The 17849-nt window shown below is 68.9% G+C and carries 14 protein-coding genes; 6 read left to right on the top strand and 8 right to left on the bottom strand.

The window, feature by feature from the left end; translation table 11 throughout:
* Positions 1-144: 144 nt before the first annotated feature.
* Entirely contained in the window at positions 145-1596 is a 1452-nt protein-coding gene (locus SALPAC4_RS0120295; protein WP_019871901.1) for an FAD-dependent monooxygenase, read from the bottom strand.
* A 221-nt stretch (positions 1597-1817) separates the two neighbouring features.
* On the opposite strand from SALPAC4_RS0120295, the gene SALPAC4_RS0120290 reads away from it, so the two are divergent.
* Positions 1818-2528, top strand: coding sequence for a nucleoside/nucleotide kinase family protein (locus SALPAC4_RS0120290; RefSeq protein ID WP_109746125.1), 711 nt, complete (start codon positions 1818-1820; stop codon positions 2526-2528).
* 113 nt (positions 2529-2641) lie between these two features.
* Here SALPAC4_RS0120290 and katG read toward each other — a convergent pair whose 3' ends face one another.
* From katG to SALPAC4_RS0120270, 4 genes are all read right to left on the bottom strand, one after another.
* Positions 2642-4918 (bottom strand): catalase/peroxidase HPI, encoded by a 2277-nt coding sequence (katG, locus tag SALPAC4_RS0120285; protein ID WP_019871899.1) that lies wholly within the window; start codon positions 4916-4918, stop codon positions 2642-2644.
* A complete protein-coding gene (locus SALPAC4_RS0120280) occupies positions 4915-5370 on the bottom strand; it encodes a Fur family transcriptional regulator (protein WP_018219998.1) in 456 nt (151 codons plus the stop codon). Before SALPAC4_RS0120280 ends, katG begins: the two co-directional genes overlap by 4 nt.
* Positions 5371-5537: 167 nt before the next feature.
* Positions 5538-6995, bottom strand: coding sequence for a glycerophosphodiester phosphodiesterase family protein (locus SALPAC4_RS0120275; protein ID WP_027644914.1), 1458 nt, complete (start codon positions 6993-6995; stop codon positions 5538-5540).
* A 170-nt stretch (positions 6996-7165) separates the two neighbouring features.
* Positions 7166-8221 (bottom strand): questin oxidase family protein, encoded by a 1056-nt coding sequence (locus SALPAC4_RS0120270; RefSeq protein WP_019871897.1) that lies wholly within the window; start codon positions 8219-8221, stop codon positions 7166-7168.
* A 248-nt stretch (positions 8222-8469) separates the two neighbouring features.
* On the opposite strand from SALPAC4_RS0120270, the gene SALPAC4_RS0120265 reads away from it, so the two are divergent.
* The 5 genes from SALPAC4_RS0120265 to SALPAC4_RS0120245 all read left to right on the top strand — a co-directional run bounded on the left by SALPAC4_RS0120265 (position 8470) and on the right by SALPAC4_RS0120245 (position 15658).
* Positions 8470-9534, top strand: coding sequence for a daunorubicin resistance protein DrrA family ABC transporter ATP-binding protein (locus tag SALPAC4_RS0120265; protein WP_019871896.1), 1065 nt, complete (start codon positions 8470-8472; stop codon positions 9532-9534).
* Positions 9531-10367 (top strand): ABC transporter permease, encoded by an 837-nt coding sequence (locus tag SALPAC4_RS0120260; protein WP_027644913.1) that lies wholly within the window; start codon positions 9531-9533, stop codon positions 10365-10367. The genes SALPAC4_RS0120265 and SALPAC4_RS0120260 overlap by 4 nt, the downstream gene beginning before the upstream one ends.
* A gap of 173 nt (positions 10368-10540) precedes the next feature.
* The gene (locus SALPAC4_RS0120255) at positions 10541-13327 is read left to right on the top strand and encodes a DEAD/DEAH box helicase (protein WP_019871894.1); all 2787 of its coding nucleotides are present in this window, start codon (positions 10541-10543) and stop codon (positions 13325-13327) included.
* Positions 13328-13338: 11 nt separating this feature from the next.
* Positions 13339-14631, top strand: coding sequence for an SWIM zinc finger family protein (locus SALPAC4_RS0120250; RefSeq protein WP_027644912.1), 1293 nt, complete (start codon positions 13339-13341; stop codon positions 14629-14631).
* 208 nt (positions 14632-14839) lie between these two features.
* Positions 14840-15658 carry a TetR/AcrR family transcriptional regulator gene (locus tag SALPAC4_RS0120245; protein WP_019871892.1) on the top strand — a complete coding sequence of 273 codons (819 nt, stop codon included), beginning with the start codon at positions 14840-14842 and terminating at the stop codon, positions 15656-15658.
* 151 nt (positions 15659-15809) lie between these two features.
* Here the strand turns inward: SALPAC4_RS0120245 and SALPAC4_RS0120240 are convergent, their stop codons facing one another.
* The 3 genes from SALPAC4_RS0120240 to SALPAC4_RS0120230 are packed head-to-tail and all read right to left on the bottom strand — an operon-like array spanning position 15810 to position 17536.
* Positions 15810-16211 (bottom strand): VOC family protein, encoded by a 402-nt coding sequence (locus SALPAC4_RS0120240; RefSeq protein ID WP_019871891.1) that lies wholly within the window; start codon positions 16209-16211, stop codon positions 15810-15812.
* Positions 16212-16259: 48 nt separating this feature from the next.
* Positions 16260-17039, bottom strand: a complete 780-nt coding sequence (locus SALPAC4_RS0120235) for a hypothetical protein (RefSeq protein WP_019871890.1) — start codon at positions 17037-17039, stop codon at positions 16260-16262.
* Positions 17036-17536, bottom strand: a complete 501-nt coding sequence (locus tag SALPAC4_RS0120230) for a SigE family RNA polymerase sigma factor (RefSeq protein WP_027644911.1) — start codon at positions 17534-17536, stop codon at positions 17036-17038. Before SALPAC4_RS0120230 ends, SALPAC4_RS0120235 begins: the two co-directional genes overlap by 4 nt.
* Positions 17537-17849: the final 313 nt, after the last annotated feature.

The following is a 17849-nucleotide window of genomic DNA, read 5'->3' as shown; positions in this document are numbered from 1 at the left end:
GAGGAGGTGCCAGAGTAGATGACCACCGGGTGTCTCGTGGCCCCGACGGTGGCCACCGGCTCCCCTTCGGTGGCCCCGCCGGTGGCACACGGCTCCCGGGCGATCCGCTGGACGCGAGACCGGAGTGGAGCTACCCGAAGCAGGTCACGACGCTGACCGGGCGGCGCCCCAGGCGGACAGGGCCCGGTCCAGGTCGGGCCCGGTGGAACCGGCCCAGGCGACATATCCATCAGGCCGCACCAACATCGGCGTGGTCGGCTCCGCCGGCCGGAACGTCACCAGGTGGTCGTAGCCGGAGCCGCTCGGAGCCGGATCCACCAGGACGAAACCGCCACCCCGCAGCGCCGGGTACAGCCGACTCCCGTCCTGGGCGACGAGGTCGGGGGCGCGCTGGCCGACCAGCGGATGCGCGCCGCGGGCGGCGGGATAGCGTACGCCGATCCCGCTGAGCCGCATTCGCAGCTGGTCGCCCAGGGGACGCACGGCGATGCCGGCGCGGAAGAGTCCGTTGCGGGCCGCCCGCGCGAGCGAGGAACGGAGGATCACCGCCCGGATCAGCCCGCCACTGGTACGCAGCACCATCCGACCGACCGGCCGGCGCTCCGCCTCGTACGTGTCGAGCAGACTGTCACCAGCCCGCCCCTGCACCACGGCAGCGAGCTTCCACCCCAGGTTGGCGGCGTCCTGCAGACCGGTGTTCATGCCCATGCCACCGGCCGGCGAGTGGACGTGGGCGGCGTCACCGGCGAGCAGCACCCGCCCCTGCCGGTAGGCGGTTGCTTGTCGCTCGTCGCTGTGGAAGCGGGACATCCAGCGGGGACTGTGCATGCCGTAGTCAGTGCCGGCGATCCGGCGCACCAGCGTGGCGATCTCCTCGAGGGTGACCGGCGTGCTGTCGGGCGGTTCCCAGTTCGGGTCCCGCGCCATCACCCGGTACCAACCGTCGCCGAACGGGACGATCAGGCAGAAGCCATGCTGGTTGCCCAGGACCGTCAGCACCTCCGGCGGCGACTCGGTGAGCTGGACGTCAGCCAAGATCAGTGAACGGAGAACGGCGTGGCCCGGGAAGTCCAGGCCGAGCTGTTCCCGCACCGTGGAGTGGCGTCCGTCGGTGCCAACGACGTACCGGCCCGTCAACGTGTGGACGTCCCCGTCGCGGTCAACGGTCAGCTGCACCTCATCCTGACCTGACTCGATCTTGATGACCCGGGCACCACGGATCAGCTCGACCCCACCCGCTAGGGCGCGCTCCAGCAACAGTCGCTCCACCTGGTACTGGGGGGTGACGAGCAGGAACGGGAAACGGGTCGGCAGCGACGCGAGGGACACCGACACTGTGCCGAACAACCGGAGCCGGCCCAGCGCCTTGCCGGTGTCGACCAGCTGGTCGGCGAGCCCACGGGCGTCGAACTGTTCGAGCGTCCGGGCGTGCACCCCGAACGCTCGGGTCAGGTTCGACTCCTCGCGGCGCTTCTCCAGAACAGCGACCCGAACCCCGGCCTCCGCTAGATCACCGGCCAGCAGCAGCCCGGTTGGTCCGGCTCCGACAATCACGACCTCGTACGTGGTTTCGTCCATCGGATCAGCCACCTCCACACTCCGTTGCGCGGGATCGCCCCAAGTCAGAATCGAGCGAGAACTCGTTCCACTCGCACTGGTGAGCCTACGCAGACGGCCATCATCGCCACCAGAGAGTGATGACTGTGGCTTCGATGACAATAAAAATATGGCAGCGATACAGATCGGCTGCTAAGGCCTGTCGTCCTTGGTGGCCTCTGGGTTAGATTCCGATCATGGAGGGTCATGGCGTGGTGCAGATGTCGGTGTCGACGTGGCAGCAGCCGCTACCGGCCGTCGGGTCGGCGGTGCGCTCGGCGTTGGTCGCCGAGGTCGCCGAGCGGGTGTTGGCGTGCGGCGACGGACGGCTGCGGGTGGGCATCGACGGGTTGACCGCTGCAGGTAAGACCAGCTTCGGCCATGAACTGGCGCAGCAGATCAGCGCCCGGGGCCGACCCGTGTTACGGGCCACTCTGGACGACTTCAAGAGGCCGTGGCGGGATCGACACCGTTATGACCGGGAATCGGGCGAGGGCTACTACCGCAACGCCTACGACTACGAAGCCGTCGCGCGGCTGTTGCTGCGGCCGGTCGCCCCCGAGGGATCTGGTGCATGCGTGTTGTGCAGCATCGACCCACTAACTCAACGTGACCACCGTGAGGTGGTCAACCAAGCGGCGGCGGATGCGGTACTGATCGTCGACGGCGTGTTCGCGTTTCGCCCAGAGATCAACGACTACTGGAACTATCGGATCTGGCTGGACGTCGACGAGCAGACTTCCGTGCATCGCGGCACCTACCGGGACCAGACCTGGGCCGGCGCGGAAGCTGAAGCGATACACCGCGAGCGCTACCTGGTGGCCATGCGGCTCTACCTGACCGAGGTGAGCCCCCTGCGACTGGTTGACGTGATCATCGACAACACGGTGTTCGACCGCCCGCAGATCATGCCAGCCGGGCGGGACGGTTGACACCTGCCACAGCCGCCGGTCGCCCTGGTCAGACACCGCCGCCGACGCTGGGTCGGACAGCGACGAGCCCGGTCGACCCTCGTCGGGTCGACCGGGCTCGTCGTGGGGTTTGATCAGGCGAGGTCGAACCGGTCGAGCTCCATGACCTTGGTCCAGGCCGCGACGAAGTCCTGCACGAACTTCTCCCGCGCGTCCTCGCTGGCGTACACCTCGGCGAGGGCCCGCAGCTGCGAGTTGGAGCCGAAGATGAGGTCGACCGCGCTGGCGGTCCACTTCACCTTGTCGGTGGCCAGATCCCGAATCTCGTACCCGTGCTCAGCGGACTCCGAGGCCTTCCACCGCGCGCCCGAGGCGAGCAGGTTGGTGAAGAAGTCGTTGGTGAGCACACCGGGACGGTCGGTGAGAACGCCCTGCCGGCTGTCGCCGGCGTTGGCCTCGAGCGCCCGCAGGCCGCCGATGAGGACGGTCATCTCGGGTGCGGTCAGGTTGAGCAGGTAGGCGCGGTCAATGAGCAGCACCTCCGGCTGGGTCTTCTCACCGGAACGCAGGTAGTTCCGGAACGCGTCGGCCCGCGGCTCGAGCACCTGGAAGGACTCGACATCGGTCTGCTCCTGGGTGGCATCGGTACGACCCGGCCGGAACGGCACGGTCACCTCGACCCCGGCGTCCCGCGCCGCCTTCTCGACCGCGGCCGAGCCAGCCAGCACGATCAGGTCCGCGAGCGAGATCTTGGCGCCACCCGCAGCGTTGAACTCCCGCTGGATCTCCTCCAGCGCCGCCAGGACGGTGGCGAGCTGCTCGGGCTGGTTGACCTCCCAGCTGCGCTGCGGCTCGAGGCGAATCCGGGCACCGTTGGCGCCACCGCGCTTGTCGGTGTGGCGGAAGCTGGCCGCGGAGGACCACGCGGTGGAGACCAGCTGGGCGGTCGTCAGGCCGGACTCAAGCACCTTCGCCTTGAGGGCGGCGATGTCGGCCGCGCCGACGAGCTCGTGGTCAACGGCGGGCACCGGGTCCTGCCACAGCTGCGGCTGCGCCACCCAGGGCCCGAGGAACCGGCTGACCGGACCCATGTCGCGGTGCAGCAACTTGTACCAGGCCTTGGCGAAGGCCAGCGCGAACTCGTCCGGGTTCTCCAGGAAGCGACGCGAGATCCGCTCGTACGCCGGGTCGACGCGCAGCGACAGGTCGGTCGTGAGCATCGTCGGCTTGTGCTTCTTGGTCGAGTCGTACGCGTCGGGGATGATCGCCTCTGCGTCCTTGGCGACCCACTGCTTCGCACCACCGGGGCTGGTGGTGAGTTCCCACTCGTAGCCGAACAGGATCTCGAAGAAGCGGTTGCTCCACTGCGTCGGCCGGTCGGTCCAGGTCACCTCGAGGCCGCTGGAGATCGTGTCGGCGCCCACGCCGCTGGCGTGGCTGCTCATCCAGCCCAGACCCTGCGCCTCCAGGGGGGCGCCCTCGGGCTCGGGGCCCACGTGATCGTCGGCGACCGCGGCACCGTGGGTCTTACCGAAGGTGTGGCCGCCGGCGATGAGGGCCACGGTCTCCTCGTCGTTCATCGCCATCCGGCGGAAGGTCTCCCGGATGAAGTACGCCGCCGAGGCCGGGTCCGCGTTGCCCCGCGGCCCCTCCGGGTTGACGTAGATCAGACCCATCTCGGTCGCCCCGACGCCCGCCGAGAGCTCCTGCGCGGAGACGTAGCGCTCGTCGCCGAGCCAGGTGTCCTCCGGGCCCCAGAAGATCTCCTCGGGCTCCCAGACATCCTCCCGGCCGAAACCGAACCCGAACGTCTTGAAGCCCATCGACTCCAGGGCGACGTTGCCGGCGAGCACGAGCAGGTCGGCCCAGGAGATCTTCTGACCGTACTTCTGCTTGACCGGCCACAGCAGCCGCCGGGCCTTGTCCAGGTTGACGTTGTCCGGCCAGCTGTTCAGCGGCGCGAACCGCTGGCCGCCGTCGCCGGCGCCACCGCGGCCGTCATGGATGCGGTAGGTGCCGGCGGCGTGCCAGCTCAGCCGGATCATCAGACCGCCGTAGTGGCCGAAGTCGGCCGGCCACCAGTCCTGCGAGGTGGTGAGCACCTCAGTGACGTCCCGCTTCAGGGCCTCGATGTCGAGCTTGGCGAACTCCTTGGCGTAGGAGAAGTCCTCGCCCAGCGGGTTGACCTTCGCCGAGTTGGTGGACAGTACCGACAGGTCAAGCTGGTTGGGCCACCAGTCCCGGTTGGTACGCGGACGGCCACCAGCGACCGCGCTGGGAGAGTCGATCGCCGGGCTCTCGCTCTCGCTGCCGTGCGCGGTGACGGAGTCGTGCGCGACCGGACAGCCGGCCGCCGCCTTCTGATCCACGCCCTGCGCGCTGACGGGGGCGTTGTCCTGAGTGTCGCTCATCTACTTCCCTTCACATGGTGGAGCGCGGAAGGCGCGTCCGATTTCTTGCAGTTGGGGCAGGTGCCCCGGTAGACAACCTCCGCCTCATCCACCACGAAACCGTGGTCGTCGGAGGCGGTGAGGCAGGGAGCGCGACCAACCGCGCAGTCGACGTCGGCGATCGCTCCGCAGGACCGGCACACGACGTGGTGATGGTTGTCCCCCACCCGGGACTCATACCGAGCGGGGGCGCCGGTCGGTTGAATGCGTCGCACCAGGCCGGCGGTGGTGAGCGCGCGGAGCACGTCATACACCGTCTGGTGCGACACGGTTGGGTTATCCACCCGAACCAGGGCGATAACCTCATCGGTGTCGACATGCGGATGGTCCCGCAACGCGGCGAGCACCGCCATCCGAGGTCGGGTCACGCGCAACGAGACCGCCCGCAGCTGCGTCTCGAAGTCGGGCGTCACGCGACGACGATAACCACTCTTCTGGAATGAATCAAGTTTTACGACGGACGAGTCGGATCCACCGGCGCAGCTGAATCTCCTCGCCCAAGACGGCGAGCGGCCACCCTTACGGAAGGGTGGCCGCTCGGAGCCGCGCGACGGCTCCACGAAATCAGCGGTTCGGCTGGTCAGTGCTTGACGCGGTCGAACTGGAAGTAGTCGATGTTGAAGTTCTGGTCCACCGCGTCGTCCATCCGCACCTCGAACTCGTGCGTACCCTTCCGCAGGAAGTGGGTCTCCGCGATCGCCTGGGACTCGAGCGCGCTGTGTGAGGTCGTACCGGTCGCCTCCATCGGACCAAACACCGTCTTGTCATCGAAGGTGATCGTGAGGCGGCCCGCCGGGAAGTACGGCGACGACAAACGCACGCTCGCCCGGTAGTTCCCCGACTTCGGCACCTCGACCGTGTACCTGACCCACTCGCCGCCGCGGATGTAGCACATCACCAGCGCGCCGTTGCTGTCGCAGATGTCCACGCCCTCATACTGGCGGCCCGCCGTGCCACCCCGGTTCTCGTCATCCAGGTCGTGGTAGCCGATCCCCTTACCCTCCAGCGAGTAGTCCTCAGCCTGCACCCGCACCGACCCCTTCGGCAACGACGGCCACTCCCCCTGACCACCGTGCTCCCGGTCCCGACTGGCCAACCAGCTGACCAACTGCTCCGGGTTGTCGGTCTGGATCATGTCCGCCTGGTGCCGATCCACCACCGCACCCCAGCCCTGCGCCGGATCCCGCAACGACGACTCATCGGTGTAGCCGGCCGCCTGGCCGTACCACAAGGTGTTCATCCACACCCGGGCGTGCGACTGGACCGCCGCCAACGCCGCCGGCTGCACCTGCGGATCAGTGAGCCGGTCGAAGCCGATCTCGTACGCCTGCGGAGCACGACCGGTGAACGCGCCGATCTCGTCCACGTTGTCATCGTTGATCTTGTGCATGTAGAGAATCTCGGGGTCGGAGTCGAGAAACTCCTGCGCGTCCGCCAGCGTCGCCGGCCCCTTGAAGATGCCGTGATCAAGCGTGTCCGTCTCGACCAGGACGTCATACACCTCGTCCCGAATCTCCCACGCCTTGTCCAGGTTGACCAGAGCGCGGCCCTTCACCACCGCCATCGCCTCGGCCAGGGTCGGTACCCGCTCGTCGGTCAACGGCGCCTGACTCCCACCCAGGCCCACCTTCAACCGCAGCTGCCTCACCTCGGCCAGCGTCAACTCCGACACCGCACCGGTACCGTCCGTCGTCCGGTCCACCGTGCTGTCATGCATCAACACCAGATGACCGTCAGCCGTACGCCGGACATCGATCTCCACCACGTGCGCGCCCGCCTTCACCGCGGACCGGATCGCCTTCAGGGAGAGCTCCGGTGCGGCCCGCCAGTGCCCACGGTGCGCCGCCACCAGCACCTCCGCGTCCGGACCGTGCCGCAGGAACTGCTCCCGCACCTGCGCGATGGTGTGCGCGGGCGCCGACTCGACAACCGAGGTCGGCGGGTCCGAGACCGTCGCCCCCGCCACCCGCGGCACCACACCAACCACCGCGCCCGCCGTCACCACGGCCAGCACCCCGCTCAACCACTTCGTACGCACGAGCAACTCCCGGTAAGACCAGACTGATCCACGGCTCGCGCCGCTTTCCGGCGCGGCCACCGCCTCAACCTGCCCAACCGACTCGTACGCCTCGCCAAGGCTTCGTGACACCTCGACGTCTCAACGGTGAAACTTTGCCCGGAACAACCCAGGAACCGGGGCGCTCCGGTTCACCACGGCCCGATCTGTTCTGTCGCGCGTACCGCTGCGGCGAGCAGGGCGGCGTCACCGGTGCCGGCGTACGCGTCGAGCGCGGTATCGGCGAACTTGATGGCGTGCGGTCCGGCGGACGCCACCGCGAGCAGCATGACCTCGGCCGCATCCCGTTCCGCCACGGGCAACGGCCGGGGTTCTCCGACCGCCGGAGCGTACGCAGCGGTGACGGCCGCGGTGGCGGCCCAGCCGGCGGCGAGGCTGGCCGGCCAGATCTCCCGGGGCAGGACGGGCAGGGTACGCAGGACCGCGTTCGGGGCGGTGGCGGCGTGCACCAGCATGACCGGCTTGGCGTAGCCGTGGGTGCCGTGCCGGGTAACCGCCGCGTGCACGATGCCGGCCAGCCGGGCTGGCACGGCCGCCGGCCCGTCGGCGACCTCCCCGCTGTCTACTCCTCGGCACGGCACCGCGCCGGCCACCGCCCGCCAGCCGGGCAGGTCAGCCAGTTGAGCGAGCCGGGCCCGGATGCCGAACCGCTGGTCCGGTACACGGGGCACCGCGTCGAGCGCGGCGCGGGGATCGATGGCGGGATACGGCCCGGCTCCGGGTGGCGCGAGGGGCTGCCAGCGGGCCGCCCAGTAGGCCAGTCCCTGCCCGAGTTCACCGACCCGCGGGACGGTCTCCTCGTCCAGCAGAGCGCGAACAGCGTGGCCGACGCGGATCACGCCGTGGGTGGCGCCGGCCGCGATGCCGGGCAGCAGACGGGGCCACCAGCGCGCGAGCACCTGCCGCCACGGCTCGTCGGCCAGCTCTCGATCGAAGTAGTTGAGCCAATCGCCGGTGCGTACGGGGTCGCCGAGCGGATCTCGCCACTCGTCGGCGGTGATCGGCTCGATTCCCCGTGGTCGCTCCTCCAGCCGGTCCGCGTACCCGTCCAGCCACCGGTGGACGACCGCGGCGTGGCCGTGCCGGGCGAGGGCCTCAACGGCCATGGGCGCATGGTTGGAGAGCCACCCATCCCGTTCCGGTCCGAAGTGCCGGATCCGTTGAAGGGCCTCGTCGAGTTGATCCATTCGGGAACGGTAGGAGTTGAAGTGAGGTTGAGGTCAACTGCCGGCTAGACACGACCACGCGGCAGTCACCCGGGGCCTCAATAGCTGACGAGCCACGCCAGGTGGTCGTCAACCAGAGACCTCGTCATCGCTAACGGCCAGATGCCGGCGTCAGCCCCAACACCAACTCATCCCGTACTGCGTACGGGATGTGCTACCGTACGTTGTACGTCGAGCACTGTCGTCCTACGCGTTCGGGAGGAAGTGGCGTGACAGCGGACAATTACGCGATAGTCACCGAAGGGCTTCGCAAGCGGTACGGGGACAAGTACGCCCTGGACGGCTTCGATCTACGGGTTCGGCCGGGTACCGTGTGCGGCCTGCTGGGTCCGAACGGAGCCGGCAAGACCACCGCCGTGCGGATCCTGTCCACCCTGCTGCGCTTCGACGAGGGCCGGGCCGAGGTCGCCGGGTTCGACGTGGCCCGCCAGGCCGACCAGGTGCGCTACCGTATCGGCCTGGTGGGGCAGAACCCCGCGGTGGACGAGGTGCTCAGCGGCTACGAGAATCTGGTCATCTTCGGCCGACTGTTTCACCTGGGCACGGTCCGGTCCCACCAACGCGCTGTCGAGCTGCTGGACCGATTCGGGTTGGCCGACGCCGACAAGAAGCCGGTCAAGATGTATTCGGGCGGCATGCGCCGGCGGCTCGACCTCGCCGCCGGGATGATCCTCACGCCCTCAGTGCTCTTCCTTGACGAGCCGACAACCGGGCTGGACCCACGCGGCCGCAACGAGGTCTGGGAGTCGGTCCGGGAACTGGTCCGCTCCGGTACCACCGTCCTGCTCACCACGCAGTACCTCGACGAGGCCGACCAACTCGCCGACCAGATCTCGGTCATCGACTCCGGCCGGGTTATCGCCAAGGGGACGCCCGACGAGCTCAAGGCGCGCCTCGGTGGCGACCGGATCGACCTCGTCGTCCACGACGCGGCCGACCTGACCACGGCCAGCGGGCAGCTGCGCCAGGCGACCAATGTCGAGCCCGAGGTCGACCCAGTCCGGCGGTTCGTCAGCGCCCAGGTTCAGAACCGGGCCACCGCACTGACCGAGGTGCTGCGGGCCCTGGACGCGGCGGGCGTCACCGTCGAGGATGTGGCGCTGCGCCGGCCCACGCTCGACGAGGTGTTCCTGCACCTGACCGGTCGGCGGCCGCAGACGGCGGAAGAGACCGAGGCCGCCGGGAAGGCAACGAGCAAGGGGAAGAAGGGCCGTGGCGACGAGCCCAACTTCGGCGGCCCCCACTCTAAGAGCGTTGAGGAGCTTCTGTCGTGACCAGTACGACCATGGGTTCTACCATTGCCGCACCCGACGTGGTGTACGGCCGGCCGTCGCTGCTGTCGGACAGCATCACCCTGACCCAACGTAGCCTGGCGCACTGGCGACGTAACCCGGGTCCGCTGATCGCGTCCCTCGGGTTCAACATCGTCATGGTGCTGATGTTCGCGTACCTGTTCGGTGGCGCGCTGCAGGTGCCGGGCGGTGGCAGCTACCAGGAGTTCCTGATGCCGGGCATGTTCGCCATGACCATGGTGTTCGGCATCAGCCTGACCACCCTCGCCGTCTCTGCGGATATAGATCGGGGGGTTACCGACCGGCTGCGGTCAATGCCGGTCTCCCCGCTGGCTCCGCTGATCGGCCGGGCGCTGGCCGACATGATCTTCGCTGTGGTTACCCTCGCGATTATGCTGCTGGCCGGTCTCGCAATCGGTTGGCGGGCGCACGGGAGCGTCGGCGACACCCTCGCGGCATTCGGGGTAATTCTGCTGCTGCGCTTCGCGCTGGTCTGGGTGGGGATCTTCCTCGGCCTCGTGATGAAGGGCCAAGAGGCGGTGGCCGGCGTGCAGACAGTGGAGTTCCCGCTGGGCTTCCTGTCGAACGCCTTCGTCGCACCGGCTACCATGCCCGCCTGGCTGGGGGCCGTCGCGGAGTGGAACCCCTTGTCGGCCATCGTCGGCACGACCCGGGAGCTGTTCGACAATCCCGGCTGGGGCGGCGACTCCTGGGTGGTACAGAACTACCCGGTGATGGCGGTGATCTGGCCGCTCGTGCTGGTGGCCATCTTCCTGCCGCTCTCGGTCAGCAAGTATCGGTCCCTGAGTCGCTGACGACTTGTCCTAAGCGTCGAGTCACGCGATGAGACGCAGCTGTCTCCGGCCGACGACAGTTGCCGGGGACAGCTGCTACCCCACTCCGGCATTCTTCGTACGGTACGCCGTACGCTAGCCTTGTTACCCGACCGGCAGGCGCTCTTCGCCCGCCCGACACTCCTGGAGGTACGGTGCGGATCGGACGGTTCGCGGTTGTCTTCGAGCCATGCGACCCGCCGCGCAGCGGCACCGTCAGCTTCTACGACCCGTCCGGCGACGCACTGCCGGAGGAGTTCGACCAGCTGGGGGAGGCCGGCCAGCTGGAACTGGCCCTGCCCCTGGCCGGGCCGGTGGAGCTGTGGTCAGTTCCGGCCCGCGCCGTGCCGGTCGGCGACGCGATCCAACAGTTCGTCGCGTTGCGTGACGCCGAGGACGTCGAGCCCGCGGCCGCGTTCTGGTCGGCGGTGGCGGTCACCGGTCTACACCTCGTCGCCCGGGGCCGGCTCCTGCCCGGGGTCTCCCCGAAGGGCTACGACGCCTGGCGGATCGGCCCGTTCGACGTCGCCGATGTGCAGCGCATCCGGGACCTAGCCGCGGCGATGCCGCCCGAGGCCCGTGCGGTGCCGATGGACCCGAGCGCCGAGCTGCTGGTACTGCCCGACTCGGAGGCACTCGTCCGAGCCTTCCTCGACGCGGTGGCCGACACGCTGCCGCGCACCCCAGCGGCAGGCTGGCTGACCGGTGACGCGCGGTTCACGGACCTGGAGCCTGTGCCGTCGGATGACCTGCGCGACTGGGCCGGGGAGGTATCCTCCGGGGTCGATACCGGCCTACGCGTGACGCTGCGGCTGGAGGCACGGGGCGACCTCGGCAGCACGCCGCTGACCGCGGTGGTGCGGCTGCGTAGCCTTTCCGACCCCACCCTGGTCAGCGACGCGGCGGCGTTGTGGGAGGGCGACGAGCACGGCCTCGGCGAGCGGGCCACGTTCGAGGCGATGCGCGCAGTGCGCCGTGCCGCCATCGTGTGGCAGCCGCTGGAACGGCTGCTCGACTCCGCGGCACCAGTCGAGCTGGAACTGCTCGACGAGGACTTGGTCGACCTGCTCGGCGGCGCGGAGCAGCGGCTCGCTGACGTCGGAATCGACATCAAGTGGCCGCCGCAGCTCTCCCGCGAGCTGAGCGTCCGGATGCTGGTCAGCTCGAGCCCGGAACAGCCCGACGAGGTGGCGGAGTTCTTTCGCTCTGCGCCGCTGATGCCGATCAGTTGGCAGCTCACGCTGGCCGGTGCCCCACTGACCGACGTGGAGATGGACCTGGCGGCGACGTTCCGGCCGATCGTCCGGCTACGGGAACAATGGGTGGCGGTCACGCCGGAGCTTGCCCGCAAGGCCCACGAGCGGCGGCTCAAGCCGCTCAAGGCGTACGACGCCCTGGCCGCCGCCCTGATCGCGAGCACTGAGGTCGAGGGCGAGCGGGTCGAGGTGGCGGCCGAGGGCTGGCTGAACGCGCTACTCATGCAGGTCGCCGAGCCCGAGAGCGGGCCCGAACCGCTCGAGCCGCCGTCCGCCCTGCAGGGCACGCTGCGCGAGTACCAGCTGCGCGGGCTGCGCTGGCTGGAGCGGATGACCTCGCTCGGCTTCGGCGGCTGCCTCGCGGACGACATGGGTCTCGGCAAGACCGTCACCGTCATCTCGCTGCACCTGCGCCGCCAGCTCGCACCGACGACCGCGGGTCCCACCCTGGTGGTCTGCCCAGCGTCCGTGCTTGGCAACTGGGAGCGGGAGATTGATCGCTTCGCTCCCGGCACGCCGGTGCGTCGGTTCCACGGCATCGACCGCTCGCTGGATGGGCTGGCCGAGGGGTTTGTGCTGACCAGCTACGGCACCATGCGCGTTGACGCGGGCAGGCTCGCCAGCCAGCTGTGGAGCATGGTGGTCGCCGACGAGGCGCAGTATGTCAAGAATCGGCTCAGCGGTACTGCCAGGGCCCTACGCGAGATCCCTGCCCGATCCCGGGTCGCGCTCACCGGAACCCCGGTGGAGAATAACCTCTCCGAGCTGTGGACGATCCTCGACTGGACCACGACCGGCCTACTGGACAAGGTCGGCGTGTTCCGGGCGAACTGGGCCCGGCCAATCGAGGTGGACCGGGATTCGGCCACCGTGGACCGTCTGTCGCGCCTGGTCCGCCCATTCCTTCTGCGACGCCGCAAGTCCGACTCCGGCATCGCCCCCGAGCTGCCACCGAAGACCGTGACCGACCATCACGTCTCGCTCACCGACGAGCAGACCGCCCTCTACCAGAAGGTGGTCAGCGAGGCGCTGTCGGAGATCCGGGGCAGCAGCACCGCCATCGCGCGCCGCGGCCTCGTACTCAAGCTGCTGGTTGGCCTGAAGCAGGTCTGCAACCACCCGGCGCACTACCTCAAGGAACCGCACGGAAGACTCACCGGCCGGTCGGAGAAGCTCCAGTTCCTCGACGAACTGCTAGAGACCATCCTCGCCGCGGACGGCGGCGCACTGGTCTTCACCCAGTACGTCCAGATGGCCCGGATACTGGATCGGCACCTGGCAGAGCGCGGCATACCGAGGCAGCTCCTACACGGTGGCACGGCCGTACCTCAGCGCGAGGAGATGGTGCGCCGGTTTCAGGCCGGCGATGTACCTGTCTTCCTGCTCTCGCTCAAGGCAGCCGGAACCGGCCTCAACCTCACCCGGGCCGACCACGTCATCCACTACGACCGCTGGTGGAACCCAGCGGTCGAGGAACAGGCCACCGACCGGGCGTACCGGATCGGTCAGACCAAGCCGGTGCAGGTGCACCGGCTCATCGCCCAGGGCACGCTGGAGGACCGGATCGCCACCCTACTCGAATCCAAACGGGAGCTGGCGGACGCAATACTCACCGGTGGCGAGAACGCCCTGACCGAACTCTCCGACGCCGAGTTGCTCCGGCTCGTGCGCCTCAACGAGGGATGAGGAACCGGGACGTGAACTTTGACTTCGACGACGAGCTGGGCTACGACGAGGGCGGCACCGAGCCCGCGCAGGACGAGCGGCGGGCCCGTAGCTTCATCGCCTTCAGGCCGGGGCAGCGAATCGGCAAGAAGTTCGCCGACACCTGGTGGGGCAACGCCTGGATCGAGGCCATCGAACGTACGGCCCTCGACCCCGAGCAGCTCAAGAAGGGCCGCCGATACGCGTTCGCCGGACAGGTAGGGGCGATCACCGTCAGCCCCGGCCGGATTTCCGCGCTCGTGCACGACGGCGACCAGTACACCCCGCACGACACAGTGATACGAATCGGCATCCTCACCGACGCCGAGTGGAACCGGCTGCTCGACAGGGTCGCCGCGAAGGCCGGCTACATCGCGGCCCTGCTCGACCGGGATATGCCACCCGATCTGGTCAATGCCGCCGACGACGTGGGGGTACGCCTGCTACCCAGCTACGGCGACCTGGAACCGGATTGTGACTGCCCGTCCTGGGATCATCCCTGCCGCCACACCGCCGCCCTGGCGTACCAAGCGTCCTGGCTGCTCGACCGGGACCCGTTCGTACTGCTGCTGATGCGCGGGCGAGCCGAGGCGGAGCTGATTGAGGAACTGCGCCTGCGCAACGCCCGCCGGCCCAACACCACCACGGCCGACGACGAGGCCGGCACCACGGCCGAGGAGGCCTTCGCGGTGGCCGCGGCCGCGCTGCCAGACCCGCCTCGGCCGGTGCAGGGCGAGCCGATGGCCCTCGCGCCGCTGCTGGCCGAGCACGACGTACTCGGGATCGACGCCGAGGCGCTCGGGGTGCTGGCCGCCGATGTCGCGTCCCGGGCCCGGCAACTGCTCGCCGCGGCCCGGGAGGAGGTGCTGGCCCCCGAGCACGACGCCTGGCAGGACGCGGTGCGGCTGGCCGCCAGAATGCCGCGCTCCCGGGCGGCGAGACGGCTCGGCGAGGCAAGCGGCCGGGCGGCCGCGCTGCCCCGGGCGATCCGGGCCTGGGAGTACGCCGGCGCAGCCGGCGTGGATACCGTCGACGCGGTGTTCAGTCCGCCGAAGGCGGTTGCGGACCGGGCCACGGACGCGCTGCGCGAGGCGCTGGAGGGCGACAGCGCCGCGCCGGAGGTCAAGACCTGGCGCAACCGGTGGACGGTGGGCCCCGACGTGCAAGTCCGGTACGGGCGCGACGGCCGCTGGTACCCGTTCCGGCGGCACTCCGGCGGCTGGTGGCTCGCCGGGCCGCCCAGCCCCGAGCCGGCCGAGGCCCTGCTTGATCTGTCCCGCGGCTGACGGGCTTCCGGCGGCGGCGTGCCCGTGACGGAAGGCTCTGTCGACCGTGGAAAGCTGACTGGGCCACCGGGGAACGCCGTTCCCCGGTTGACGACGGACCCTGCCGCCGAGGTCTTGCCCGCCTGCCGAGCCGGTGTCCGGGGCGGCTGCCAGAACGCCGGTCAACCCGTACGGTGCACGGTATCTGGCCCGGTAGGATGACCGCACCATGTCGAGCACGCGAAAGGGCAAGATTGATCCTGCCCGCAGCCTAGCCATCCTATGGCGTACCCACGAGCCCATCAGCCGCAGCGCCGGTCCGGGGCTCAACGTCGAACGGATCGTCCGGACGGCCATCGAGATCGCTGATGCCGAGGGCCTCGAAGCGGTCACCATGCGCCGGGTCAGCGAGAGCTTGGGCGTCGGGACCATGTCCGTCTACACGTATGTGCCCGGCAAGACGGAGTTACTCGACGTGATGGTCGATACCCTCTACGGCGAGATGCGGCACCCTGCGGACGTTCCGGACAACTGGCGGGCCCGGCTGGAGCGGATCGCCTGGGAGAACCTGGCACTCTATCGGGCCCATCCGTGGCTGCTGCGCGCCGAGAGTAGTCGGCCGGTGCTCGGGCCCAACCTGATCGCGAAGTACGACTATGAGCTGGGCGCGGTAGCCGAGATCGGCCTCAACGACGTGGAGATGGACGCGGTGCTCACCCTGCTCCTCGGCCACGTCAAGAGCGCGGCGCGGGCGGCGATGGACGTGGCGGCCCTAGAACGCGAGACCGGTATGACCGATGGCCAGTGGTGGCAGTCGCACGCCTTCTGGCTGGAGAAATTCATGAAGTCGGGTAGTTATCCGACGGCCGCCCGAGTAGGAGCAGCCGCAGGCGAGGCGCACGGCGCGGCGTACGAGCCGGAGTACGCGTTCGAGTTCGGCCTCCAGCGGGTGCTGGACGGCATCTCGGTGGTCATCTCCGAGCGTTCCGCCGTGGCCGGATCGGCCGGGGCCAACCGTACCGAGACGGGCCCAGCCACCGCGGGCTGAGCCGCAGTTGGCTCAGAAGGCCACTGTGGGAGCGCCGGCACCGACGGCACTTCCCGCTCGCCGCAGCAAGAGTGTGACCCGGCTCTCCGATCGGCTGCGGGTCTGGCAGCCCGCTTGCCGGGATGCACGCCAAAACTTTGTTTGGACTTGATCAGCCCGCGTTCGACCAGGATCGGCTGGATAGGACCACCCGGTAGCCATCCGGGTCCTCAACAGTGACGCCCCAACGATCCCAGTAGGGCCCCTGGGAGACCACCCGACCGCCGGCCTGCTTCAGGCCATCGACAGTCGCCTCATCGATCGGCTGGTCCAGGTAGAGCACCAGTAGGTCCTCGGCGGTGGGCGCCGGCCGCACCGTAAGGTCGGCGCCGCCGACCAGCTCCAGGTGCCAGTTCGCCTCCCGTCGCCCGAGGATCAACAGGTCGTGCTCACCGGGCCCGTTCGCCGCGATCCGCTGCAGCAGGGCCAGGCCGAGACCTTGGACGTAGAACCGTTCCGCAGCCGCCAGATCCGTGCACGGGCGCGCGATCCGTACCGCCACCTCGTTGACCATGAACCCTCCGCTCTGTAATCAGCCGCGCTCCCGGCGAGCGACGACTCGTCACGGCGGCAGTATTCCGGCGGCCACCGCCCTCAGGTCCGCGACTGGCACCGCTCCATTCCCGCTGACGTCGATCACCGTACCGCTGGGCGTCGTGATCACCACCGCGTGGACGGTGACCTCGGAGCCGCCAGTTCTGGTGAGCTGGGCCTGACCGGCCGGAACCGGGAAGCTGTCAATCACCTCCGTGCCTTTGATGGCCCAGCCGACCAGCCACTCGGTGACCTGCGCCCGATCAACCTCCGCCGTCGTCCGTTCCGGGCGCAACACCGAAATCCAGAGCCAATTCGCCCCGTTGGGCCGCACATAGTTACGGTAAGTTGTCGTGGCGGTCGGATGGTCGGAGCCGGCGACCGCTCCGCCACCGGTCGAGGTGGGCATCCCGCTGTCGTTGTGCAGTTGGTTCTTCGACACGGCGTAGCTAACAGGTCCGAACTGCGCAACATTGGCCCGCAGCCCTTCCGGAACGGAGGTGACCCGATAGCCGTCCAGTGGCTGGTAAAGCGGGTACGCAACGAAGGTCGGCGGGGCGGCCACCGACGGACCAGTGGACGAGTTCGGAAGCGGGGCCGATTGGGTGATCCCGGTCAGGGAAACCGCGACAGTGACGGCGATGGCGGTGGCGGCCACCGCGCCGCCGGCCGCACCCGCGCGCAGAACTCGACGTCGGCGTACACCTCGATGCACCCGGGTGACGAAAGCGTCCGTAACCGGAAGCCGGAAGTCTTCTTTATCCAGTTCGGCTAGCTTGTCGGCGAAATTCTCGGACACCGAATTCACCCTTCTGCTGTCAGCGTCGTACGGAGGCGGGACAAGCCTCGGGAGAGTTGCGACCGCACCGTCGCCGGGGTGCAGTTCAGGAGGCGACCGATCTCGTCGTCCGGCAGGTCGGCGACATAACGTAAGGCGATCGCCGCCCGCTGCTTCGGTGGCAGGCTCGCGAGGATCCGCCGAACCCCGGCGGTCGACTCCACCGCGGCCAGTGCGGTGTCCTCGTACCCGGTTTCCGGGATGGTGTCGGTCGGCGTCGGCCGGCGACGTCGGCGTTCGTTGAGGAAGAGGTTGGTCATGGTGCGCTGGGCATAGCCAACCGGATTTCCGTCCGCGCGTACCCGTGACCAGGCCAGTCCGACGCGGATCAGGGTCTCCTGGGCGAGATCTTCCGCGGCGGCTCGGTCCAGCGTCAGAATGTTGCCCAAGCGCAGCAGCCCGGCGGCGCTCTGTCGCACGAACGCGTCGAACCCGGACCCGTCCGGCGGGAGTGCAGGCACCTTCACACTATGACTACCCCGCATCCCCCTGGAAATGTTGCATGGTCCCCTGATTCGGGTGCCCGGGCACCTCACCTCGACCAGCGGATCCTGACGTTCGGCCATCGCCTGCTGCCTGCTACCCGCTACCCGCTACCCGCGCGGCGAGCGGCCGCAGCGGCCACGTGGCCCACCGAGCCGGTAGACCCAACCGACCCGGTAGAGCCGGCATTCCGGGCAGAGCTGGCAGCTTTGGGTGAGACCCAGATATTCACCTATGCTATCGTCGCGCTATGACTGCCGGGTCGGCTACACGCCAGAAGCGAATAGGGTTCCCGGC

The organism is Salinispora oceanensis (assembly GCF_000383575.1).
GTDB classification, from domain to species: Bacteria; Actinomycetota; Actinomycetes; order Mycobacteriales; family Micromonosporaceae; genus Micromonospora; species Micromonospora oceanensis.
This window is presented reverse-complemented; position numbering and strand designations above follow the sequence as displayed.